The 21,848-nt window shown below is 46.2% G+C and carries 24 protein-coding genes and 1 tRNA gene; 15 read left to right on the forward strand and 10 right to left on the reverse strand.

Annotated features, from left to right (window positions below; translation table 11 throughout):
• Nucleotides 1-47 precede the first annotated feature (47 nt).
• The 7 genes from FSB75_RS09235 to FSB75_RS09265 all read left to right on the forward strand — a co-directional run bounded on the left by FSB75_RS09235 (nt 48) and on the right by FSB75_RS09265 (nt 6,407).
• Nucleotides 48-401, forward strand: coding sequence for a phage holin family protein (locus FSB75_RS09235; RefSeq protein ID WP_146786029.1), 354 nt, complete (start codon nt 48-50; stop codon nt 399-401).
• On the forward strand, nt 385-798 hold the full coding sequence (locus FSB75_RS09240) for a hypothetical protein (RefSeq protein ID WP_146786032.1): 414 nt from the start codon (nt 385-387) through the stop codon (nt 796-798). The genes FSB75_RS09235 and FSB75_RS09240 overlap by 17 nt, the downstream gene beginning before the upstream one ends.
• A gap of 85 nt (nt 799-883) precedes the next feature.
• A complete protein-coding gene (locus tag FSB75_RS09245; protein ID WP_146786037.1) occupies nt 884-1,129 on the forward strand; it encodes a hypothetical protein in 246 nt (81 codons plus the stop codon).
• Nucleotides 1,130-1,420: 291 nt separating this feature from the next.
• The gene (locus tag FSB75_RS09250; protein ID WP_146786039.1) at nt 1,421-1,633 is read left to right on the forward strand and encodes a hypothetical protein; all 213 of its coding nucleotides are present in this window, start codon (nt 1,421-1,423) and stop codon (nt 1,631-1,633) included.
• Between the two features lie 265 nt (nt 1,634-1,898).
• Complete coding sequence (gene rpoN / locus FSB75_RS09255) at nt 1,899-3,320, forward strand: RNA polymerase factor sigma-54 (protein ID WP_146786042.1); 1,422 nt, start codon at nt 1,899-1,901, stop codon at nt 3,318-3,320.
• Between the two features lie 41 nt (nt 3,321-3,361).
• Nucleotides 3,362-4,879: a sigma-54-dependent transcriptional regulator gene (locus FSB75_RS09260; protein ID WP_146786045.1), complete on the forward strand. Its 1,518-nt coding sequence runs from the start codon at nt 3,362-3,364 to the stop codon at nt 4,877-4,879.
• Nucleotides 4,880-4,961: 82 nt separating this feature from the next.
• Entirely contained in the window at nt 4,962-6,407 is a 1,446-nt protein-coding gene (locus FSB75_RS09265; protein ID WP_146786048.1) for a hybrid sensor histidine kinase/response regulator, read from the forward strand.
• Nucleotides 6,408-6,439: 32 nt separating this feature from the next.
• On the opposite strand, the gene FSB75_RS09270 is transcribed toward FSB75_RS09265, so the two are convergent.
• From FSB75_RS09270 to FSB75_RS09285, 4 genes are all read right to left on the reverse strand, one after another.
• Nucleotides 6,440-6,733, reverse strand: a complete 294-nt coding sequence (locus FSB75_RS09270; protein ID WP_146786052.1) for a PLDc N-terminal domain-containing protein — start codon at nt 6,731-6,733, stop codon at nt 6,440-6,442.
• Between the two features lie 143 nt (nt 6,734-6,876).
• Nucleotides 6,877-7,800, reverse strand: coding sequence for a YihY/virulence factor BrkB family protein (locus tag FSB75_RS09275; protein WP_146786055.1), 924 nt, complete (start codon nt 7,798-7,800; stop codon nt 6,877-6,879).
• 114 nt (nt 7,801-7,914) lie between these two features.
• Nucleotides 7,915-8,244, reverse strand: a complete 330-nt coding sequence (locus tag FSB75_RS09280; RefSeq protein ID WP_146786058.1) for a hypothetical protein — start codon at nt 8,242-8,244, stop codon at nt 7,915-7,917.
• A 204-nt stretch (nt 8,245-8,448) separates the two neighbouring features.
• Nucleotides 8,449-8,907, reverse strand: coding sequence for a ferritin-like domain-containing protein (locus FSB75_RS09285; RefSeq protein WP_146786061.1), 459 nt, complete (start codon nt 8,905-8,907; stop codon nt 8,449-8,451).
• 316 nt (nt 8,908-9,223) lie between these two features.
• On the opposite strand from FSB75_RS09285, the gene FSB75_RS09290 reads away from it, so the two are divergent.
• On the forward strand, nt 9,224-9,598 hold the full coding sequence (locus FSB75_RS09290; RefSeq protein ID WP_146786064.1) for a DUF6496 domain-containing protein: 375 nt from the start codon (nt 9,224-9,226) through the stop codon (nt 9,596-9,598).
• Between the two features lie 87 nt (nt 9,599-9,685).
• On the opposite strand, the gene FSB75_RS09295 is transcribed toward FSB75_RS09290, so the two are convergent.
• From FSB75_RS09295 to FSB75_RS09305, 3 genes are all read right to left on the reverse strand, one after another.
• Nucleotides 9,686-10,765, reverse strand: a complete 1,080-nt coding sequence (locus tag FSB75_RS09295) for a DNA topoisomerase IB (RefSeq protein WP_146786067.1) — start codon at nt 10,763-10,765, stop codon at nt 9,686-9,688.
• A 3-nt stretch (nt 10,766-10,768) separates the two neighbouring features.
• Nucleotides 10,769-11,320, reverse strand: coding sequence for a low affinity iron permease family protein (locus tag FSB75_RS09300; RefSeq protein WP_227990876.1), 552 nt, complete (start codon nt 11,318-11,320; stop codon nt 10,769-10,771).
• An 86-nt stretch (nt 11,321-11,406) separates the two neighbouring features.
• Nucleotides 11,407-11,973 (reverse strand): YciE/YciF ferroxidase family protein, encoded by a 567-nt coding sequence (locus FSB75_RS09305; protein WP_146786070.1) that lies wholly within the window; start codon nt 11,971-11,973, stop codon nt 11,407-11,409.
• Nucleotides 11,974-12,356: 383 nt separating this feature from the next.
• Between FSB75_RS09305 and FSB75_RS09310 the strand changes: the two genes are divergently transcribed.
• Together FSB75_RS09310 and ku are read left to right on the forward strand one after the other, a co-directional pair.
• On the forward strand, nt 12,357-12,854 hold the full coding sequence (locus FSB75_RS09310; RefSeq protein WP_146786073.1) for a pyridoxamine 5'-phosphate oxidase family protein: 498 nt from the start codon (nt 12,357-12,359) through the stop codon (nt 12,852-12,854).
• 12 nt (nt 12,855-12,866) lie between these two features.
• Nucleotides 12,867-13,649 carry a non-homologous end joining protein Ku gene (gene ku / locus FSB75_RS09315; protein ID WP_146786076.1) on the forward strand — a complete coding sequence of 261 codons (783 nt, stop codon included), beginning with the start codon at nt 12,867-12,869 and terminating at the stop codon, nt 13,647-13,649.
• Nucleotides 13,650-13,812: 163 nt separating this feature from the next.
• On the opposite strand, the gene FSB75_RS09320 is transcribed toward ku, so the two are convergent.
• Nucleotides 13,813-14,046: a hypothetical protein gene (locus tag FSB75_RS09320; protein ID WP_146786079.1), complete on the reverse strand. Its 234-nt coding sequence runs from the start codon at nt 14,044-14,046 to the stop codon at nt 13,813-13,815.
• A 28-nt stretch (nt 14,047-14,074) separates the two neighbouring features.
• Here FSB75_RS09320 and ligD point away from each other — a divergent pair, with 28 nt between their 5' ends.
• From ligD to FSB75_RS09340, 4 genes are all read left to right on the forward strand, one after another.
• Nucleotides 14,075-16,789 (forward strand): DNA ligase D, encoded by a 2,715-nt coding sequence (gene ligD / locus FSB75_RS09325; RefSeq protein WP_146786082.1) that lies wholly within the window; start codon nt 14,075-14,077, stop codon nt 16,787-16,789.
• Nucleotides 16,790-16,886: 97 nt separating this feature from the next.
• Nucleotides 16,887-17,771, forward strand: coding sequence for an SMP-30/gluconolactonase/LRE family protein (locus FSB75_RS09330; protein WP_172623107.1), 885 nt, complete (start codon nt 16,887-16,889; stop codon nt 17,769-17,771).
• 121 nt (nt 17,772-17,892) lie between these two features.
• Nucleotides 17,893-19,125 carry a pyridoxal phosphate-dependent aminotransferase gene (locus FSB75_RS09335; protein WP_146786088.1) on the forward strand — a complete coding sequence of 411 codons (1,233 nt, stop codon included), beginning with the start codon at nt 17,893-17,895 and terminating at the stop codon, nt 19,123-19,125.
• Between the two features lie 161 nt (nt 19,126-19,286).
• Nucleotides 19,287-20,117 (forward strand): SRPBCC family protein, encoded by an 831-nt coding sequence (locus FSB75_RS09340; protein ID WP_146786091.1) that lies wholly within the window; start codon nt 19,287-19,289, stop codon nt 20,115-20,117.
• 4 nt (nt 20,118-20,121) lie between these two features.
• On the opposite strand, the gene FSB75_RS09345 is transcribed toward FSB75_RS09340, so the two are convergent.
• A complete protein-coding gene (locus FSB75_RS09345; protein ID WP_146786094.1) occupies nt 20,122-20,724 on the reverse strand; it encodes a GNAT family N-acetyltransferase in 603 nt (200 codons plus the stop codon).
• Nucleotides 20,725-20,811: 87 nt separating this feature from the next.
• On the opposite strand from FSB75_RS09345, the gene FSB75_RS09350 reads away from it, so the two are divergent.
• Nucleotides 20,812-20,885: transfer RNA gene (locus FSB75_RS09350), tRNA-Met, on the forward strand.
• A gap of 143 nt (nt 20,886-21,028) precedes the next feature.
• On the opposite strand, the gene FSB75_RS09355 is transcribed toward FSB75_RS09350, so the two are convergent.
• Entirely contained in the window at nt 21,029-21,640 is a 612-nt protein-coding gene (locus FSB75_RS09355) for an HAD family hydrolase (RefSeq protein ID WP_146786097.1), read from the reverse strand.
• Nucleotides 21,641-21,848: the final 208 nt, after the last annotated feature.

The following is a 21,848-nucleotide window of genomic DNA, read 5'->3' on the forward strand; positions in this document are numbered from 1 at the left end:
AGACAGCAGCAGCGTAGCAGCGCTGCTGCTTTTTTAAACCACCAACCATGATGGACGATTTAAAAGCCCACACCGCACAATTAAAAGATCACGTCAGCGAGTACGTGCAAACCACGGTTCAATTAGCCAAAGCCAAGGCTACGAAGGGCGCCAGTAACGCCGTTGCGGGAGCCGTTATCGGCATCGCGGCGGTTTTGCTCGGCATTTTTTTTCTGGCCTTTCTGTTTACGGCGCTTGCCTGGTGGCTCGGTAGTTTACTCAACAGTCCCGCTCTTGGTTTTTTATGCGTTGCCGGTCTTTTTCTTCTCCTCATTGTATTGATTTTTGCCCTGCGCAAAAAAGTTATTGTTCCCCTGATTCGGAACGCCATCATCAGTGCCGTTTATGACAAGAAAGATTAAAACTTACGATGATTTGCTTCAGGAAGAGCAGCGGCTTACCGCACAAATGCATTCCTACAAAGAACTTGTTAAGCAAGACATTTCCAGCATTAAAGAAGGCCTGAACCCCGTTAAGCGGAGTGCCAAAATGGTGAAAAATTTATTCAGCCGCGAAGACAAAGGCCCGCTTCTGAATTTCGGGCTGAATTTCGGAATGGACGTTGTGCTGCGCCGTATGTTGCTTGGCCGTGCGGGTTGGGTTGCAAAAGTGATGGTGCCTTACCTGGTAAAAAACTACGCTTCCCATCTTATTACAGAAGACCAACGAAAAGCCGTTGGCAAAACGGTTTCAAAATTCATCAGCAAAGTTTTGATGAAGAAAAAGAAAGAATCGTTTGAAGCCGCTCCGCCGGTGTAAGCGACAAAGAAAACTTACGAAGCGCACCGAACGCATGAAAACCGGTACGGTTTTTACATTTTTCAATCGCACAAATTGATGTTTTATGAACAACCACAACGAAGGTCCCCGGAACAAAGAAGACAACACACAGTCAACCTTTGAAACAAGACCCGATGTAACGCCGCGCCGGGAAGGCGGCGACGATGCACTTGCCGAACGCAATCCATCCGACAGCCGGATGGACGAAAAAGTAATTGTGAACGAACAAAGCAGTCAAAAAATAGTGAACGCGCCGTCGCAAACGGGCGCACACGCAGCGGAAGCCGAAAACACGGTAGACGAAGTTTAGGATGAACAGACAGGAGAACCCTTAGCCAGAAGAATGGATTTGTTTTATCTCCCGGTAGTCATTGCATCGGAGGATGTAAAAAATTACCGGGAGATTTTTTGACCGCACAAACATTTGTCATTGGAGGTTTAGGTTTAGAAGAGCAGCGTCCCGCCCTTAGCGGGACGCTTGTATTTGAGGAAATAATTCTACTAAACCACACCCCTTGCCTGTAGGAATTTCGCCGGTAAACCGAAGTTTTATTGGTACATTTTTTCCTGTATCATCAGCACCGCTAAATCGCTATCATTCATGTCCAAGATTATTTACGTTAACCGGCAACAAAGCAATCAAAGCTTCGCCTCTCTTTCTGTAAGTCGGCCAACACAACCCGGAACGCAAAAGCAACCCGTAACCGAAAAACGCATTGCCGATCCTTCGTCCTGCGTACCCCACGGCCAATGCTATCCCATTCCCTCATTTTTTGAATACAGGGCAAAGCCAAAAGAATTCGATACGTTTTAAAATAATGTTCGTCAATGAATGAATCAATTCTGCGGGAGCGGGATTGATTTTTTTTGTTTAAAGAGGTAGCCGCAAACTGATTTCGTAGAATTGCTTCCACACGTAAAGCCGGGACTGCTGTTCTTACCTCAGTTATCGTTCGGCCTGCTTAGAAACTTCTTTTCGCTAAATCACTGATTTTCATTTTTTAGAAAGATAAGTTTACAACCGTACCCATTTTGGAGCCACTCTTGCCTATGGATAAGTGCGCCAAAATCTCCACAAGATGATCAATCAACATTTAGCTCAAAAGCAGCGGCTCAAAATATTACCGCAGCAGATTCAATTGCTCAATTTTTTTCACCTGAACACACTCGAACTTGAGCAACGCATTCAGCAGGAAATTGAAGACAACCCCTTGCTCGAAGACCAGAAAAATGATTTTGAAACCGACGTTGAAAAATTCAACAAGGACAGCGTGCAGGACTATCAGGATTGGGAAGAATTTGTGTACGATGACATTCCCGACTACAAAGCCGAATACGGTAACTTTTTGCACAACGACAAACTTCCCGAACGGCCCATTACTAACAGCTTTGATTACCGCTCTTCGCTTAAAGATCAATTTAAACTCATAAGCGAAGATGCCGCTGAAATTGAACTGGCCGAGTTCATCATTGACTCTCTCAACGACTGCGGGCTGATGGAGCAAAGTCTTGAAGATCTTGCCGAGGACATTTCTTTCAAACACAACAAATGGATTGAACCCGATAGCCTTTTGGATGCTTTGCAGAAAATCCAATCGCTCGAACCCGTCGGCATAGCCGCACGCAGCATTAAAGAATGCCTGCTAATTCAGCTTCACCGCCTCAATACAAAACGCCCCGATGTACGCACCGCCATCAAATTGCTTGAAGAGCACTTTACCGATTTGCATCACCGCAACATGGACAAGATCAAAGCCCATCTTAAGATAGATGAAGAAGAACTAAAGATCGTTCTTACCTTGATCGCTTCGCTGAAGATGCGGCCTGTTTGCGAATTGCAGGAAGGCGTAAACACCAATCAAAACATTCTTCCTGATTTCATCATTACCCGCAACGGTGAGAGCATCGAAGTACAGTTGTATCGCCAGCGTTCGGAAAGCCTTTGCATTAATTCATCCTGGCGCGAGATGGCCGAAAATAACGCAAAGATGACCACCGATAAATCGGCCATGCAATACATTAAAAACAAATTGCAGTCCGCGCAATGGTTTATCCACGCCGTGCAGCAACGCGAAGGCACGATGATGAAGATCATGAAGTCAATGGTGCAATTGCAATACGATTATTTCATGACCGGCGACATCAATTTGCTAAAACCGATGATCTTGAAAAACGTAGCCGAGATGGTGGGTGTGGACATATCAACCGTGAGCCGCATAACCTGCAACAAGTATGCAGAATCTCCCTTCGGGCTTCTATTGCTGAAAGATCTTTTCACCGAAGGCATCGCCAACGAAAAAGGACAGGTCATCAGCAACCGTGTTATTCAATCGGCCATTGCCGAAGTCATTCAAAGCGAGGACAAACACAATCCTTATACGGATCAACAACTGGTAAAAATTCTTTCCCAACGCGGCTTTTCCGTTGCGCGAAGAACCGTTGCCAAATACCGTGAGCAACTGCAAATTCCCGTTTCGCACGTTCGCGGCTTGTGGGCATAAAACCACTAATTTCACATTTTTAAAAATACACTGATTAATACATGCAAACCATTTTGATCATTGACGATGACCGTGACATCTGCTTGCTGCTGAAACGCTTTTTAACCCGCCACAATTACGACGTAGCCGAGGCCTACAGCGGTAAAAAGGCATTGGAATACCTGGAAGAAAACGAACCCGCCCTGGTGATGTGCGACTTCCGTTTGGAAGACATGGACGGCAACACCTTATTGGCAAAAATTAAAGAACGTTACTACCACCTGCCCGTCATCATCATGACCGGTTACAGCGACATCAAGATTGCCGTGGAAGTGATGAAGATGGGCGCCTTTGATTACATTACCAAGCCGCTCTTCCCCGACGAAATATTGGTAACGATAAAGAAAGCCCTGGAAGCACCGGCGCAAGAACGCGAACCCGTGCGACAGGAACGTCCTGCGGGCATTAACGTACCGAAGCAAGGCACGGCAACCGTTGCGTCTGAAACAAAAGAAAAAGCACCCAACATAACCGTTTCGGGAGAATATATTTTCGGCGATTCAACCGTGTTTAAACAGTTGCTGCAACAAATAGATTTGGTGGCGCCGACGAATTACACCGTTATCATTCACGGCGAAAGCGGCAGCGGCAAAGAAGCCATTGCACAAGAGATACACAAACGCAGCAAACGCAAAAACAAACCGTTTGTGGCCATTGACTGCGGCGCCCTTTCAAAAGAATTGGCCGGCTCCGAGTTATTCGGCCACGAGAAAGGTTCCTTTACAGGCGCATTAAATCAAAAGACGGGAAGCTTTGAAATGGCGAACGGCGGCACCATATTCCTCGATGAAATCGCCAATCTTTCTTACGACATCCAGGTTTCGTTGCTTCGCGTGGTGCAGGAAAGAAAAATGCGCCGCGTGGGTGGATTGAAAGATATTGAACTCGACGTCCGCATCATCATCGCATCTAACGAAAGGCTTTGGGATGCGGTGCGAAAAGGCAAATTCCGCGAAGACCTTTATCACCGCTTCAACGAATTCAGCATTGACATTCCGCCGCTGCGCCAACGACCCGATGACGTGTTGTTGTTCGCCAATTTCTTCCTTCAGCAAACCAACCAGGAGTTAGGCAAGAACGTAAAACGCTTAAGCCCTGAAGTAGAAAATATTTTCCGCAACTATGTTTGGTACGGCAACCTGCGCGAATTGAAAAATGTAATCAAACGTGCAACGCTTTTAACCGACGGTGAAGAAATTGAACCCACGGCCCTTCCTTTTGAAATTTCAAACTTCAACAAGCTTCAGTTTGACAAAGGCCCGCAGATAGAAACCGTTACAAGTTCCTACCTGCCGTCTACGCCGGCCGCACCTGCTGCGGCAATGGAAGAAGAAGAACCGCAACGTTCGCTCTCCGAAACCACGCTCAAAGGCGCCAGCATTGACGCAGAGTACGAAATGATTTTAAAAGCCCTCAAAAAGGTAAACTTCAACAAAAGTAAAGCGGCCAAATTGCTGAACATAGACCGCAAAACGCTTTACAACAAAATGAAGCAATACCAGGAATTTAATAACCAATAAACAATCGGCAACAGGCAATGGGCAATAAGCATTTGCAAATTGCTTATTGCCCATTGCGCATTACAAGAAAACAGTTTCCCTCATGCTCGTTTCTCCTCCCTTGGTTCGTATGCTGATCATTGATGATGACGAAGATGATTTCTTCATCACTTCAGAGTATTTAAAAGGCATCCAGGAGTATAAACTCCAAATAGACTGGAGCTATAAATTTAGCGACGCCGTAGAGCGGCTGCAAAAAAGGGCCTACGATATTTATTTTGTCGACTACCGCCTCGGCGCCAAAACCGGCCTTGATTTTTTGCGCGAAGCGATACGCATCGGTGCCGAAGAACCCATTGTTCTTCTCACCGGCAAAGGCAACAAAACCGTAGATGTGGAAGCGATGCAAATGGGCGCAACCGATTATCTTATCAAGACTGAATTGAACACCGAAAAGCTTGAACGCTGCATTCGCTATTCGCTGGAACGTACAGCCTATTTAAAAGCCTTGCGGGCCAACGAAACAAAGTACCGCAGCATGTTTGAGCTTTCAAAAGATGCGGTATTTATTGCCGATAAGAATCTCCGGTTTAAAGACTGCAATCCCGCCACCTCAAGTATGTTGGGTTACACAAAAGAAGAACTGGCGCAAGTTGCGGTGTACGATCTCATAGATGACGTAAAGGACAAGCAACTTTTGCAAAGCTTCATGGAAACCGAAGGACATGCCGCTGATCTTGAAATTGAACTGGTGACAAAAGACGGCGAACGCAAGACCTGCGTCTTTTCGGCAACAGAAACCGCCGACAGAGAGGGTACTTATTTTCAAGGACTGTTGCACGACATTACCAATTTACGCCGCGCCGAGAAAGCCAATCTGATGGTAGAAAAACTCGGCGCAACGGGCCGCCTCGTTCGAACACTGGCACACGAGGTACGAAACCCCCTTAACAACATTAACATGTCGGTAGAACAACTGGCGCACAGCGCAAACGAACAAGAGGAAACAGGGTTGTTTCTCGACATCATCCAGCGCAACAGCAAGCGTATCGGCGACATTATCACCGAATTGTTGGACACGGCCCGGCCTACGGAACTTACGTTTGAAAAATATCCTTTGCAGGCCATCATGGACGAAGCGGTGGCCGAAGCGCTTGACCGCATCACGCTGCAACACATCAATATGGATGTTCGCTATACGCCGGTACCTTGTTACGTAATGGCCAACAAGGAAAAGCTGCGCATTGCTTTTTTAAACATCGTTATTAACGCCATAGAAGCGATGGAAGCCGGCAAGGGAACTTTAAGTATTAGTATTGAAAAGGGCCGCGGCGAACACGTGGTGACAATCAAAGACAACGGCTGCGGCATTCCGGAAGAAAATCTTTCACGGCTGTTTGAGCCTTATTTTACCTCCAAGAGAAACGGCATGGGACTGGGTTTGGCGGCTACGTTAAATATTCTTCAATCGCACAAAGCAACGATTGACGTTACATCGGTAATGAAAGGAGGAACAACGTTTACCATTACGTTTCCGGCAAGCGCATAAGCCTTGCTGATGCGAATACCTGGTTCCCGATCCTAATCCACAATCGTGTTGCGTTTGCTGTGCAGCCAATGGTAAAGCATGCCGCCAACAAAAGGAATGGCAATTACCGCAATAAGCCATACAACTTTCTGTCCTCCCTCAAGCGTATCGGTCTTTTGTACCTCAAAAATGCTCCAGATCCAGCTAACGGTCATGAGAACGGCCGAAATGATGATCAACACGTCGCCGGTGTTATTATCGCGGTTGTTTCGAAAGCCAATGGAAAGAACCAGAACAAAGATGGCCACCAGCCCAAGAATGAAATTCGGATGTCGCAGATTTGTCATAAAAAGGGTTTTTCTTTAAGCGGAAAAGTTTGCGCACAACTATCCAACAGGGCTAAAATTCTGTGCCATTTATGCGACTCCGCTTTACAGTTCTCCAGGCATCAAACAATCAAAACAACAGCCAGCCGGGCATTGAGAGCCGCTCAGACGTCAATTCGCGAAGGCGGAATTTCTTTTGATTCGCGTTTAATGATGAACACGGCGGTAGGTTTTGGACGAATGCCGTGGCCGCTTTCGAGGGCGAAGGCCCGGGTAAACTCTGCGCCAAAATAAAGGATCACCGATGAGTAATAAACCCATGTAAGGATGATGACCACAGAAGCCGCTGTGCCATAGGTTATGCCCAACCTTGACCTCGACAGGTAAATCCCAATGATGTATTTGCCCGCTAAAAAAAGGATGGCTGTAAATACAGAACCCACGAGGGCATCCCGCCAGGAAATTACAGCATCGGGGAGTACTTTGTAAATGACCATGAACAAACCTGTAATGGTTATAAGCAAAAGCACTATGTTCAACGTGGTAAGAAGGTAAACGGTTACGTGTGGAAACTTTGTCGTGAGCTTATCACCCAACAAGGAGAACAAAGCGCTTGAAATAAGTGTAACAACCAATAAAAAACCCAGCGTCAGTACCAACACAAACGACAAAGCCCGGTTGATTAAGTATTTCAGCCAGCTTTTTTTTGGTTTGGCTTTTACCGACCAAATAAAATTGATAGAACCTTGTATCTCGGTAAAAATACCCGTGGCGCCCACAAACAAAATCACGATGCCGATGATGGCGCCGATGAATGTATTGTGTGATTTTTCTACGTTGATGATGACCTCTTGGATTTGCAGCGCCGGCGCACTGCCCACCAGCATTTTTATTTCGTCGTAAACCCGCCCTTCCACCGCAGCACGGCCAAAAATGCTGCCCACGATAGAGATGATGATGATGAGCAAAGGCGCTACCGCGAAAATGGTATAATAGCTGAGCGAAGCCGCCAGCTTCATGCAGTTGTCTTCAGAAAAATTTTCACCGGTTCGTTTTAAAATACGCCAGGCAAGTTTAAGGGTCTTCATCGAAGCGCTTTCGTTGAGGCGGTGAAAGTACAAAAATGCGGATGACGGATGAGGAAGACAAAAGATGAAAATGCAACCGGGGGTTCATCAGGCGGCCGTTAGTGTTTCGCGGTTTTAAGCGGCCAGTGTAAAGTCGCTCATGCGGTTGGCACATTCGCGGCATACTTTGGCGCATTGTGCAAAGGAGGCTCCCTGCAGACGTTCGCAAACCTCGGCGCATTCTTCGCAAATGCCCACGCACAACAAAGCCATGTTGCGGCTGTTGACAGAACCGGTTTTCAGCGCATGAAAAGTACCCATGCAGATGTAGGCACATTCATCCACCACTTTTACAACTTGCTTTGAAAGGTATTTCTTGATGGATTGAAGATCGGTAAGCAGGCTTTCGCAATTAATCCAGGCGTCGAAACAGGCGCTGGTATGGAAGGGTTTAATGGTGAGCATATTCTCCGGGTTAAAATGGTTTAAAGGGTACCGGCTGCGTCTTCACAAGGGTCAAACGGTGTGGAGTGTAAGCAGAAAATAGCCTGCCAAAAAATTACAGGCAACAAATCTACTTCTCTTCTCTTTACGGTGAGTAGAGTTTTCTACAAAAGGAAACAACGGGCAGCCAAACTGCCCGTTGCCGGCCTGTTTTTGGCAGTTCTATTATTTATGAGCGGCCTGCAAATCACGCAGACGCTTTACTTCATCGTGACCGGTCTTTAGCGTTGCTTTTTGTCGCACAATGAGGTCGCGCAGTGAGGGTTCCCAATCTACATCGGCGTTCAATGCAAGGTCGTAGGCCTTTTGTGCCGCGTCTTCGCCAAACTCACAATTGTCCAAAATAGTTTTGCGGTCCTTGCCGGTAATGGCCGATTTAAGGTCCATCCACACACGATAAATTTTTCCGGAATTGGTTGTTCCATCAGCCGCATCGGCGCCAAGCCGGCTCACTTCCTGCGTCAGCTCCTGGGCATATTGACGGCTTTCCGTAATGTACCGCTGAAACAAGGTTTTAAGATCGGCATCGCCGTCTTTTAATTCTTCCACAGCTTTTTCATAACCCACCACCCTGTCGTGGTTAATGCGGATTAAATCGTTTAAGAGGCTTACTATTTTTTCCATGACTCGTTTGTTTTGGTAAGGCTGAGTAAAAAATCGTACCCAAATAAACCCGCCATTTTTATGGGCCGTAGGTTTGTCTATCCATTGGGCTTTACTTGCGTCGCACTCTTCAACGCTTTGTTCGCTGCGCGGCAAGATGAATAGAGTTCAAAGCGTACAAGTGTGCGACGCAACCGGCGCTGAACAGGATTACTGGCGTTGGTTACATAAAATCTTTCTCCATAAAGCACTGTTTTACCCGTTGCAATAATCTGGCAGGCCTTACTGGTACAAAAATTTCAGCAACATCTTTATCTACTAACCAAATTTTATTCTTATGGCAAAGTATTCAAGAGGCGCCGGCAAAAAAGTTAAACGTGCGATGGATGAGATGAAAGAAGGAAAATTAAAAAGTGGCCGCAGCGGTAAAAAAGTAACCTCACGCAAACAAGCCATTGCCATCGGTTTGTCCGAAGCAAGAAAAGAAGGCGCAAAAGTGCCGACGAAAAAAAGCGCTTCCAAAAAAGGGGCAAGCAAGAAATCGGCTTCAAAGAAAGGCGCAAGCAAAAAAGCATCCTCAAAGAAAACGGCATCTAAAAAATCAGCGAGCAAAAAAGGCGCAGCGAAGAAAGCCACTACAAAGAAAACGGCCAGTAAGAAAAGCGCAAGCAAGAAAAGTGCAAGCAAGAAAGCAAGTGCAAGGAGAAGATGAAAAGAAGTTGACTGGTTGATCGATTGAATGGTTGCGTTGTTAATTGATAAAATTTATTTGACGAATCAACTGATCAACGGGTCAACCTCACACTAATTCCTTTAAAATTTTCATCAGCATTCTTTCATCGGAAGCATAGCCGGTGAGGTTGTCGTCTTTTTCAATTGCATCAAGTTCTTTCGTGTATTTCGAAAGCCTCTTTTCTTCGTACAGCTTGATGATTCCCGGATGCACATAATACTTTTTACAAACGGTTCGGGTATTGCCCAGTTTGTGGCTTACATCGTCCAGGGCAGTTAAAATATTTTTCTTGCGGTCGCTTTCGCTTTCCGGTTCGTCCATGCTGCAAAAACAGCGCAGAATGTTTAAGGTTCCGGCCCAGGTGCGGAAATCTTTGGCTGTAAATTCACCGCCGCTGGCCTCTTTGATGTACCGGTTTACAGAACCCGAATCAACGGGATGCGGTATTCCTTCGCTGTCGTAGTACTGAAACAATTCTTTACCGGGAATATCCTTGCAGCGTTGGACAAGCTTCGCCAGTTTTGCGTTGCGCAGGGTGATTTTGTGATAGACGCCTTTCTTTCCTTTGAACGAAAATTTCACGGTGCTTCCGTTCACTTTTACGTGGCCGTCTTTGAGCGTGGTTAAGCCGTAAGAGCCGTAAAGCTTTTCATAATCATCGTTGCCGATGCGGATGTAGGTTCGTTCCATCAGGCTTACTACGGTGGCCAGCACTTTTTCTTCGCACAATTCGCGTTTGCTCAAGTCCTCCTCCACCTTCATGCGAATGGAGAGAAGCTGCTTGCCGAACTCGAACAAGCGGTGAAACTTGGTTTCGTTGCGCAAAGCCTGCCATTGCGGATGATAGCGGTATTGCTTGCGTCCTTTTGCGTCGGCACCGGTAGCCTGAATATGCCCGGCCTCTTTTGCACAAATCCAAACGTTGGCCCACGCGGGTGGAATGGCTAATTTTTTTATGCGTTCAAGCGTTGCTTCATCTTTTACAGGCTTGCCTTTGTATGAATAAGAAAAGCCTGTTCCTTTTTTTGCACGCACAATCCCTTCTTCCCCGTCGTTCACGTAAACCAGATCGGCCAGCTTTGCCGAACGCGAATAGTCGCGGTCGATTTTCAAAAACTCTTTGTGCGATATGTTTGTTGTTTCCATAAATCATTCGGGAACGTCCTGCTGTCTCTTTTGGCGAAAACTTCTTTTGTAGCGATCCACGTCTTGCGCTTCATCTACCGAATGAGAACTGTGCAGATCGTTGTCTTCGCGGGCCAGTTGCGAAAGACGGACGTAAAATTTTTTGAGTACTTCAAGCTCGTCTTGCGTAAGGTCTTCCACAACAATAAGGCGGTTGCTGGCTCTTTCTTCGGCGGCAATCAATTCGTTTAGCTTTAGCTGAATAGCAAGCGAATCTTTGTTCTGCGATTGCTGAATGAGAAAGACCATCAGAAACGTAACGATGGTTGTGCCCGTGTTAATCACGAGTTGCCATGTGTCGGAATAGTGAAAGATCGGCCCTGTTACAGCCCATACGACGATAACAAGGAAGGCGAGAAGGAAAGCCATGGATGAGCCGACGGCCCGCGTTATGGCGGATGCGGCTTTTTCAAACCATGTCTTAAAGCCTCTGCTTTTACCTTGTTTCATGTTTAACGCCCTGTCTACTTTCGACAAAGTGCTGCCGTGCTCCTTATCTTTCGTTGTATTGTTCATAATGATTGGTTATTGGTTTATAAAAGAAAAAGCCAGACCAAAACGGTCTGGCTGCGTTTCAACGTTCTTTTGAACGTGCGAAAGACTTACTCTTCGGGCTCTTCTTCGGCGCCGAGATTAATGCCGCTAACGGCCAATTCGGTCAGCAACTGGTCGGTTTGTTTTTCTTCGTCCAACGTTTGCGCTAAGATGTCGGCCACTTCGTTTTCGCCCATTGTTTTTGCCAGTTGCACCAGGCTGCCGTAAGCGGCAATTTCGTAGTGCTCTACTTTTTGCGCGGCAATGATTAAACCGGCGTCACGCACCATTGTACCTTTTGGTAATTCTTCCAAAAGACTTTGCGCTTCTTTCACCAGGCCTTCCATGGCATCGCACTTCTTGGCGCGGGCCGGCGTGTCCAGCAATTCAAACACTTGCTCGATTCTTCCGATGTGCCCTTCGGTTTGCGTGAGGTGGTTTTGGAAGGCATTGCTCAACTCCTGCGAAGTCGAGGCTTTGCTCATTTTCGGCAATGCCTTGGTCAAATGTTTTTCCGCCCAATAAATGTCTTTTAATTCATCAAGAAACAATTCTTTCAGCATCGTTTCGTCGCTCTTTTGGGCGGTACCGCTGCTGCGTTTTGACGCCGCTTTCGTTGTGGTATTCCTTGGCATACAATAAAGGTTTTAAAAATGATTAAGATGGATTATTCAGGTATAAAATAACATGCCATTGAGGCGAGGCTGCGGCTGGAAATGAAATTTTGTTTTGTAGAGTTTTGTACACAAAGGCAGACGGGGCGGTAAAAGAAAAGCTATTAGCTATTAGCTATCGGCATTCGACTGTGAACGACGTGTGGATGAGGTAGAGAATCTTTACAGCATAGGACATGCAATTAGGTTTTAAGCAGCGCCTTTATCACGCATGTATTCACTGACAGCCGAAAGCTGAAGGCTGACAACTGATCGCTGATCGCGTCAGCGCTTTCGTTTGTGGTACTTTATTTGGATTATCTACACACGAGCCCCTTTGCTCACATACCCTTAAAACAATCCATATGGACACAAATCAGCAACTAACGTTTTTGCAGGAAAGAATAGAGGAGATTGGAAGTGCACTTTTTTACAATTTAAGCGAAGCCGTTTTAAAGCTTCCCACGTCGGTCGTAAGCACCCTGAAAGTGGACGAGTATGGGTTTGTTTGGTTTTTTGTACAAAAGCCGCGTCAACACCTCTCGGAATTTGAGCAGGAGTTTCCGGTGAAACTTGACTTTTACAAAAAGGGCAAGGGCTATTTTCTGCAAGTCTGCGGAAAAGGCTTTGTGGTAAAAGATCCGGAAGAGATGAACGCCTTTGTTGACTTGCCCGAGGATCAAAAAAAACTCGCTGCGGGTTCAGTGGCACTGGTAAAAGTAAAGATTCAAAAAGCCGAGTATTACGAAACGCGGTCGTTGCACAAAACGGCATGGTGGCAAGCGGCCTGGAACGCGGCCACGGCCTGGTTCCGGCACAACGCTTACCGCCCCGAAGGCAATACTTATTTTCCCGCATCTTAAAAGAACAACCGTATGGCAAAAGCAGCAAGATCAATCTGGTCAGGCGCTATCAGCTTTGGCCTCGTCAACATTCCAGTGAAATTGCAGAGTGCCGTGCAGGACGATAACATTGATTTTGATATGTTGTCGAAGGATGATCTTGCACCCATACACTATGCCCGCATTGATTCAAAAACCGGTGAAGAAATTCCTTACAAAGACATCGTGAAAGGCTATCAATATGCGAAGGGAAAATACATTGTGGTTACCGACGAAGACTTTGCGAAAGCCCGGCCCGACATTGCCAAAACCATTGACATCATTCAGTTTGTAAAGGAAGAAGAGATAGACCCGATTTATTACGAGAAGCCTTACTACATCGTACCGGCAAAGGGCTCGGAAAAATCTTACAAACTTTTGCTGAAAGCACTTGACGAAACAAAAACCGTAGGCCTTGCCGAGTTCATGTTGCGCAACCGTGCGCACATTTGCGCACTCAAAAATTACGAAGGTGTTTTACTGCTGAATCAACTTCGCTACGACGAAGAAGTGAAGGCCGTGCCCGACGTAAAAACAGCCGGTGAACGCATTACGCCAAAGGAAATTCAACTGGCCACAAAGCTGATCAATCAACTCACCGAAACCTTTAATCCCGCTGCGTTTAAAGACACTTACATTGCCGAGCTGAAAAAAGTAATCAAGGCAAAAGCAGCCGGCAAAGACATTCAAATAGCCGAACCGAAGAAGCTGCCGGCCACGGTAAAAGACCTAATGGAAGTGTTAAAGCAAAGTCTCGACAAGAAGAAGAGAGCGTAAGGAAGATTGTAGCTTGTCGTTGGTGGTTGGCGGCTCTTCAGGCGTACTATTTCTTACAATAATAGACAGCATAAAAAAGGATGTGAAGTCTCCACATCCTTTTATTATGTCTGCTTGCAAGCAAAGCGGCATTTGTTCTCATTACGAAACCACAAACCACCAACTATTCTTTTGTTCTAAGCGGTTCGTTCGCTTCCACAGCTTCATTTTCTTCTTTGTTTTTCTTTGCGTCCTCGGCTTCGCTGCTCTTCTCTTTGTTACGTTGATTAAAAGAATTCATATTGCCGGGCTGTGGCTCATTCTGAACTTGTTCGCTGCGTTTATCGTTCACTCTTTCCATAAATTGTTTTACACATGCGGTGAACAATTCTATGCCAACGCCAATTTGTTCAAGCAATGGCATTGATTTTTCATCCTGCTTCCACATGAGCCTTTCACTGTACAACAAAAAACGCGATTTCAAAAAAACCGAAGAACCTGAAGGCAAAGAACAAACTTCAAAAGGCAGCCTTCGCTTTGTGGTGCAAAAGCACGACGCGTCGCACGTGCATTATGATTTTCGGTTGGAGATGGAAGGAGTGCTGAAAAGTTGGGCCGTGCCAAAAGGGCCGTCGTTAAATCCATCCGACAAACGCCTGGCGATGATGGTGGAAGACCACCCGTTTGCTTACCGCAATTTCGAAGGTGTGATTCCTGCAGGCGAGTACGGCGGCGGCACCGTGATTGTTTGGGACGAAGGCACGTATGAATTAGCCGGTGCAGAAAATTTATCGCGAAAAGAACAGGAAAATGTTTTGCTGCAAGCCTTGCACAAAGGCCGCATTTCTTTTGTGCTGCACGGAAAAAAACTGAAGGGCGAATTCACGTTGATGCAGATGCGCGGCAAGGGCAAACGCACTTGGCTCCTGATGAAAAAGAAAGACGGCTTCAGCAGCGAAGAAGACGTAACGCAAAACGAACGTTCGGCAAAAAGCGGAAAAACTTTGGCAGAAGTTGCAGCGGAAAACGGCGTTGAACTCAATCACCCTGAGGTAAAGAAAACAGAGGCTAAGGGTAAGAACAAGGCCAAGGACGAGCAACCATCGCAGAAGAAAAAAGATTTTCGCGTTATCACGCCAAGCACAAACCACAAACTACAAACGACAAACGGCCTTAAAGCATCCATGCCGCAAAACGTTGTGCCCATGCTGGCTACGCTCATCAACGAACCCTTTGATGATAACAACTGGATTTTCGAAATCAAATGGGACGGCTACCGTGCCGTGGCTTATTGCAACGGAAAGGACGTGAGCCTTGTTTCGCGAAACCTGAAACCGTTTACCGAAAAATATGCACCCGTTGCGAAAGCTTTGAAAGAACTGAAAATAAAAGCGGTACTCGACGGCGAGATCATTGCGGTTGATGAAAAAGGACTTGCCAATTTTCAACTTTTGCAGAACTGGCAAAACACACCAAGCCGTTTGCAATATTTTGTATTTGACGTTTTGTGGCTGAATGGAAAAGACGTGACGCATCTTCCACTTATCGAACGCAAGGCTTTGTTGAAAGAACTTCTTCCTGCCGGTCACGAAATAATTAAATACAGCGATCACATAATTGGAAAAGGAAAAGACTTTTTTAAGGTCGCATTAAAAGGAGGCCTTGAAGGCATCATGGCAAAGAAAGCGAGCAGCGTTTACGAAATTGATTCCCGCACCGAAGATTGGGTAAAAATAAAAGTAAACCAACGGCAGGAAGTGGTGATTGCGGGTTACACCGAACCACGACGGACGCGAAAGTTTTTTGGCTCGTTGTTGTTGGGCGTTTACGACGGCGATGACCTGGTTTACGTGGGACACACGGGCAGCGGCTTCAACACAAAAACGCTGGAAGCCATCTACAACAAATTGCAACCCTTAAAAATTGATCATTCGCCTTTTACAGAAACGCCGCATACCAACATGCCCGCAACCTGGGTAAAGCCAAAGCTTGTATGCGAAATAAAGTTTACCGAATGGACGGTTGACCGCATGGCGCGACACCCGATTTTCATGGGCTTGCGAACAGATAAAAAAGCAAAAGACGTACGGTTTGAAAAAGCAACGACAATGGCCAAAATAAAAAGCACCGCGAAGAAAGCTTCACCGGCAAAAAAATCCGTGACAAAAAAAACAGCCGCTAAACCGCGACAAAAAAGAAGCGCCACGAAAGCAAAAACCTCAGGCAAACAACTAAACGTAGACGGTGATGCTGACCAGGTGATTAACCTCAATGGTCAGGACGTGCAACTTACCAACCTGCAAAAGATTTACTGGCCGCAGGAAGGCTTTCGCAAGGGCGATGCGGTGAATTATTACCTGAAAATGGCTCCGTTCATTTTGCCTTATTTGCTGGATAGGCCGCAAAGCCTCAACCGTCATCCGAACGGCATTAACGCACCAAACTTTTTTCAAAAAGACGTTCGCGGCAAAGTGCCCAATTGGATAGAGACCGTAGAAGAATTCAGCGAGTCAACCAATGTTCACGTTGAATATCTTGTGTGCAGCAACGAAGCCACGCTCATTTACATGGCCAACCTTGGTTGCATCGAAATAAATCCCTGGCACACCCGAAAAGATTCGATGCTGCAACCCGATTGGTGTCTTATTGATTTGGACCCGCACACAGGCAACACGTTTGAGCAGGTAATGGAAGTGGCGAAAGTGGTGAAAAAAGTTTTGGACGCCATTGGCGCAGAGGCTTGCGTAAAAACGTCCGGCTCTTCGGGCATTCACATTTACATTCCGCTAGGTGCGAAATACAATTATGATCAAAGCAGGCAATTGGCTGAATTAATCGTAACGCTTGTGCACAACGAACTTCCTGAGTTAACAAGTTTGGAAAGAAGCCCCTCAAAGCGGCCGAACAAAATCTATCTTGATTTTTTGCAGAACAGCGAAACACAGACAGCCGCTGCGCCTTATTCACTTCGGCCAAAGCCCGGCGTGCCGGTTTCTACGCCGCTCGATTGGAGCGAATTGAAAAAAGGATTGACGCAAAAAACATGGAACGCATCCAACATTTATGACCGCGTAAAAAGTGAAGGTGATTTGTTTAAAGCAGTATTGGGCAAAGGAATAAATTTGGAAAAAGTGTTGAAGAAAGTGGAGGCAATTAGCTAATGTGTCAATGTGATAATTAACCAATGGCTTACGCCGGTGTATGGACATGCCAAGGCATGTCCTCTTACAAACAAAAACAACAAACCAAAGTTTCGCCATGCATCCTTCGCTCAGCATTTACGATGAAAGCGTGAAGCACTTCATCAATACCGACTTTGAAATAGAAACCTTATCCAACGATTGTCAATTCACCGAAGGACCGGTTTGGAACAGCGAAGGCTTTTACCTGTGTAGTGACATTACCGCAAACGCTGTTTTAAAATTTGTTCCCGGCAAAAAGAAAGAAGTTTTTATTGCACAAAGCGGAACGGCAAATGAGGCCGACGAAGACCTGAAGCCCGGTCAGGCAGGTTCCAATGCGTTGGCTTATGATGGTGAAGGCAGTCTGTTGGTTTGTCGTCACGGCAGTCACGAGATTGCAAGATGGAACGGCAAAGAATTGCAGCCGTTCCTTTCTTCTTACAACGGTAAACCGTTTAACTCACCGAACGATTTGATCGTTGACAAAAAAGGAAAAATATTTTTTTCCGATCCGCCTTATGGTCTAAAAGAAGGAAAACTAAACCCTGAAAAATTTCAACCGATAGCCGGTGCGTATTGCCATTACAACGGTGAAACAAAAATCTTCTGCGACAAATACCAATACCCAAACGGCGTTTGCCTCACGCCTGACGAAAGTCAATTGTATCTCTGCTCCAACAAACCTTTTGAAAAGTTCATTTCGGTTTTTGATGCCGAAACGCTTCATTTTAAACGCATACTTGCCGAAGAAAACAGCGACGGAATCAAATGTGATCCGAACGGAAATGTTTATCTCTGCAACAAGGACGGCATCATCATTCTAAACAGCGAAGGAAAGCGATTGGCTTTGATTCAGTTTCCAACCATTCCTGCAAATTGTTGTTGGGGCGGTGAAGGGAAAAAAGACTTGTTCGTCTGCGCAAGAGAAAATGTTTTCCAGATTCGAAATTTACTCCGATAAATCGTTGGTCGTTGGCTATTGGCCGCAAAGAAACATCAAACACCGAACAACTGCCAACGACCAACGGCATCCTCCTGTCTCCTGAATTCTGACTCCTGACTCCTTTCCTTAATTTTGGCCCATGCTACAAATCAGTAACCGCGGGCAGCAAATGCCGGCCTCTCCCATTCGAAAATTGGTGCCCTACGCCGAAGCGGCAAAAAAAAACGGCGTGAAAGTTTATCACCTCAACATCGGTCAGCCTGATATTGAAACACCACCTTCCATTTTAGACGCCGTTCGCAAAGCCGACATTCCCGTTTTGGAATACAGCCACAGCGCCGGCAACGAGAGCTATCGCAAAAAATTAGTGAGTTATTATAAATCCGTTGGCATCAATGTTACACCGGATCAGATCATCGTTACCACCGGCGGTTCAGAGGCCATCATGTTTGGTTTTTTCTGTTGCTTAAATCCCGGCGATGAAGTCATTATTCCCGAACCTTTTTACGCAAACTATAACGGTTTCGCCGTGGAAGCCGGCGTGAAAGTCGTTCCCATTACAGCAAGCATCGAAAGCGGCTTTGCCCTGCCGCCCATCAGCGAGTTTGAGAAAGTGATTACACCCAATACAAAAGCCATCATTGTTTGCAGCCCAAACAACCCAACGGGCTATTTGTACGGTCGCGAAGAAATGGAAGCTCTGAAAACGATTTGTCTAAAACACAACCTCTATCTTTTTTCGGATGAAGCTTACCGAGAGTTTACGTACTCCGGTGAATTTGTCAGCGCCATGCATCTTGATGGGATGGAAGAAAACGTGGTGCTGATGGACACCATCAGCAAACGATACAGTGCCTGCGGCGCAAGACTGGGGGCTTTCGTCACCAAAAACAAAGCGGTTTATGATGCGGCCATGAAATTTGCGCAGGCACGTTTAAGCCCGCCGGGTCTTGCGCAAATCATGGGGGAAGCCGCGGTGGATTTACCGCCTTCTTATTTCGACAGCCCCAAAGCCGAATACATCGCTCGAAGAGATTTATTGGTTAAACGATTGAACGAAATGCCGGGTGTGTTTTGCCCCAATCCCGGCGGCGCTTTTTACGCAATGGCTAAATTGCCCATTGACGATTCGGACAAGTTTTGTCAATGGTTGCTGGAATCATTTTCCCACAACAGTCAAACAGTGATGCTGGCGCCGGCAACGGGTTTTTACGGCACACCCGGATTGGGAAAAAATGAAGTGCGTCTTGCCTATGTTTTAAACCTGAACGATTTGAGCAACGCAATGGATTGCCTGGAAAAAGCGCTGGAACAATATCCTGGCAGAGTGGAGACGACGCGGAGAGAATTGGCAATGAGCAATAAGCAATAGGCAACGTTGTAACGAATGCAAAAGCCTCAACCAAAACGTTGGGGCTTTTATTTGCCGTCGCCCTTTGTTTATTGCTCGTTGCCAATTAAAATCAGGGGCATAATAATTGCAAAAAAATGAGAAAGCCATCGGGCAATTTTTCATCCTAAAAAATCTACAAAATGGCAAATACAGAGAATTACGGTAGCTGGCACGCCGACGAAGAATTTCAGGCACACATCGGCGACTCCGGCGTGGTAAACGTTGGACAAACCGAACGAATGGTGAGCGTGGGCCTCGGTGCCTTTTTGCTTTCTTCGGGATTGGGCAATTTAACCTCGCATCCCATCAAAGGTTTGTTGCGCACACTTGTTGGTGGTGCTTTGCTTTACCGCGGCGTATCGGGGCATTGCCCGGTTTACGCAAGCATGGGCAAAACAAAAGGCGTTAGCCACACACAGGCTATCAACATTCGCACAGGTTTAATTGTAAACAAACCGAAAGACGAAGTATATGCTTTTTGGCGCAAGCTGGAAAACCTGCCGTTGTTCATGAAGCATCTGGCAAGCGTGACTGAGATTGATCAAAAGCATTCGCATTGGGAAGCCGATGTTCCCGGCGGTGTAGGCCGCATCAAGTGGAACGCCGAAATTGTAAAAGAAGAAGACGGACAGATGATCGGTTGGCAATCCATTCCCAACTCCACCATCAACAACGCAGGCAAGGTTACGTTCAAAGAAGCACTGGGCGGACAAGGCACCGAACTGGAAGTGGTAATCAGCTATCATCCGCCGGCAGGCGAATTGGGCGCGGGCATTGCCAAATCATTAAATCCCGTCTTGGAAAAAATGATCCGGCAGGACATCATGAACTTCAAAGATTACATTGAAACAAAACATCAGTCGCCGGCAAATAATTACAGCACAAGCAGTCAAAGTAATACAAACAATAACCCGAATATCATTCGCAACGAAGCGGAAAGCGTGCAGGAAGGAAGTGGCAACAACCAGTAAGCCGCTACTTTTCATAACGGGCTTTAATGTTGTTTGCCGCAACGGTCAATAGATCGGGCAACAAAGGGAGATTGAGTTCGGAAAAAAGCAAGGGTGGTGAAGGCTTTAATTCATGTTTATTGAGTTGAAGCTTCCACCACCCTACTTTCTGCCAGGCACCCAGTTTATAGCCAATGTTATCATATTCGGCAAAGAGCTGAAAACCGCAAACTTCGTGAAGCCTAACGCTGGCATCGTTGGGCAACGTAATGCCCGCGTACACATTTACCAGCCCTTGCATTTTTAAAAGTTGAAACAAAGTCTTGTAAAGTTCTCTTCCGATGCCTTTGCCTTTAAAATCTTTGTGCACGTATACCGATGATTCGCAGGTCCATTGATAGGCTTCGCGTTCGCGGTGCGGGGATGCATACACATAACCGGCAATGCGGCCGTCTATTTCGCACACGAGCCAAGGAAATTTTTGCAGGCATTTGGTTATGCGAGCTTCGAATTCTTCAACTGACGGCACATGGGTTTCAAAAGTGCAGGCATTGTACAAAACATGCGGCGCATATATTTCAAGAATACTGCCGGCATCTCCCGCTTTTGCAAGTCTAACGTTCACCATGCCGAAAAGGTAAATTTTTGCAGCTTGTTAAAGAAGCAAAAAATGATTTCAGCGGAAAAGTGCGAAGCCTTATTTTTGCTGCCCTTCGCCGAGGTAGCTCAGCTGGTTAGAGCATCGGATTCATAACCCGAAGGTCGGCAGTTCAAGTCTGCTCCTCGGTACGCTTTAAGCTCTGGACGAAAGTTCGGGGCTTTTTTTATGCCTGTTGCTATCGGAAGGGTATTCAATCCTATGCAATCCATCAAGTAGACGTTTGGTCAATAGGTCGCTAAGCCCGAGGTCATATTTAATCTTCTTGGAAAAATTAAAACGCACCCAGTAAAAAGTCCTTCGTTTCCTCAAAGCTTTTGTGCGTCTTTGCTTCCATTCCTTGACGTGACCCGGCCCTAACGAGAACTTCGCGATCGTCTATGTAAATGCATTCGTCCGGCTCAACTGCCGCTACCGCCATGGCTAAACGATAGATACGGGGATCGGGTTTGCGCAAACCCACATCGCAGGAGCAGATAAAGCCGTCATACAAACGTTTTAGATCAAAGGTTTTCACACGGTATTCCTGCAATTCTTTGGGTTCGTTGTTGATGGAAAAAATGCGCAGGCCGGGTTTTGTTTTTTTCCATTGCAGCAACCAGTCCAGCGTGTGTGGCAGCAACTGCGATTGGCTTAGCATAAATTGGACGAAAGTTTCTTTTGCAAAGCTTCGCGGCTCGTAAAACAAAATGGTGTCAAGATAATAATCAAGCGATACGGCGCCTTGCTCGTACACATCAAAAGCAATTTCGTGAAGGGCGTTCATCCTTTCATAATCAAAGCCAAATTCAGTGGCCGCTTTTTGCCGCGATTCATGCCCCCAGCCATTGGTGAGCAACACGCCGCCGATGTCTAAAAACAAAACCTTGGGAGATATATTTTCCATAAAACAATTGTGGTAACGAAATTAACCGATGACATTGCTTTTGCCCGCATTTTTTACTGAAACTTCCGTTGAAGGGTAAGCCAAAAACAACCCAAGCAGAACACCGTGTGCAGCACAATCAGGTTTTGTTTTTTTCTACCTTTATTTCACCGCTGCTTCTGTAAACTCTTCTGGCTTTTCTCTACCCTGCTGACCTGCAAACCGCCCT

This window comes from Flavisolibacter ginsenosidimutans (genome assembly GCF_007970805.1).
Classification (GTDB): domain Bacteria; phylum Bacteroidota; class Bacteroidia; order Chitinophagales; family Chitinophagaceae; genus Flavisolibacter; species Flavisolibacter ginsenosidimutans.

Coding starts and splice junctions, on each gene's coding strand:
- FSB75_RS09235 (WP_146786029.1), top strand. CDS start 48: ATGATGGACGATTTAAAAGCCCACACCGCACAATTAAAAGATCACGTC.
- FSB75_RS09240 (WP_146786032.1), top strand. CDS start 385: ATGACAAGAAAGATTAAAACTTACGATGATTTGCTTCAGGAAGAGCAG.
- FSB75_RS09245 (WP_146786037.1), top strand. CDS start 884: ATGAACAACCACAACGAAGGTCCCCGGAACAAAGAAGACAACACACAG.
- FSB75_RS09250 (WP_146786039.1), top strand. CDS start 1,421: ATGTCCAAGATTATTTACGTTAACCGGCAACAAAGCAATCAAAGCTTC.
- rpoN (WP_146786042.1), top strand. CDS start 1,899: ATGATCAATCAACATTTAGCTCAAAAGCAGCGGCTCAAAATATTACCG.
- FSB75_RS09260 (WP_146786045.1), top strand. CDS start 3,362: ATGCAAACCATTTTGATCATTGACGATGACCGTGACATCTGCTTGCTG.
- FSB75_RS09265 (WP_146786048.1), top strand. CDS start 4,962: ATGCTCGTTTCTCCTCCCTTGGTTCGTATGCTGATCATTGATGATGAC.
- FSB75_RS09270 (WP_146786052.1), bottom strand. CDS start 6,733: ATGACAAATCTGCGACATCCGAATTTCATTCTTGGGCTGGTGGCCATC.
- FSB75_RS09275 (WP_146786055.1), bottom strand. CDS start 7,800: ATGAAGACCCTTAAACTTGCCTGGCGTATTTTAAAACGAACCGGTGAA.
- FSB75_RS09280 (WP_146786058.1), bottom strand. CDS start 8,244: ATGCTCACCATTAAACCCTTCCATACCAGCGCCTGTTTCGACGCCTGG.
- FSB75_RS09285 (WP_146786061.1), bottom strand. CDS start 8,907: ATGGAAAAAATAGTAAGCCTCTTAAACGATTTAATCCGCATTAACCAC.
- FSB75_RS09290 (WP_146786064.1), top strand. CDS start 9,224: ATGGCAAAGTATTCAAGAGGCGCCGGCAAAAAAGTTAAACGTGCGATG.
- FSB75_RS09295 (WP_146786067.1), bottom strand. CDS start 10,765: ATGGAAACAACAAACATATCGCACAAAGAGTTTTTGAAAATCGACCGC.
- FSB75_RS09300 (WP_227990876.1), bottom strand. CDS start 11,320: ATGAACAATACAACGAAAGATAAGGAGCACGGCAGCACTTTGTCGAAA.
- FSB75_RS09305 (WP_146786070.1), bottom strand. CDS start 11,973: ATGCCAAGGAATACCACAACGAAAGCGGCGTCAAAACGCAGCAGCGGT.
- FSB75_RS09310 (WP_146786073.1), top strand. CDS start 12,357: ATGGACACAAATCAGCAACTAACGTTTTTGCAGGAAAGAATAGAGGAG.
- ku (WP_146786076.1), top strand. CDS start 12,867: ATGGCAAAAGCAGCAAGATCAATCTGGTCAGGCGCTATCAGCTTTGGC.
- ligD (WP_146786082.1), top strand. CDS start 14,075: ATGAGCCTTTCACTGTACAACAAAAAACGCGATTTCAAAAAAACCGAA.
- FSB75_RS09330 (WP_172623107.1), top strand. CDS start 16,887: ATGCATCCTTCGCTCAGCATTTACGATGAAAGCGTGAAGCACTTCATC.
- FSB75_RS09335 (WP_146786088.1), top strand. CDS start 17,893: ATGCTACAAATCAGTAACCGCGGGCAGCAAATGCCGGCCTCTCCCATT.
- FSB75_RS09340 (WP_146786091.1), top strand. CDS start 19,287: ATGGCAAATACAGAGAATTACGGTAGCTGGCACGCCGACGAAGAATTT.
- FSB75_RS09345 (WP_146786094.1), bottom strand. CDS start 20,724: ATGGTGAACGTTAGACTTGCAAAAGCGGGAGATGCCGGCAGTATTCTT.
- FSB75_RS09355 (WP_146786097.1), bottom strand. CDS start 21,640: ATGGAAAATATATCTCCCAAGGTTTTGTTTTTAGACATCGGCGGCGTG.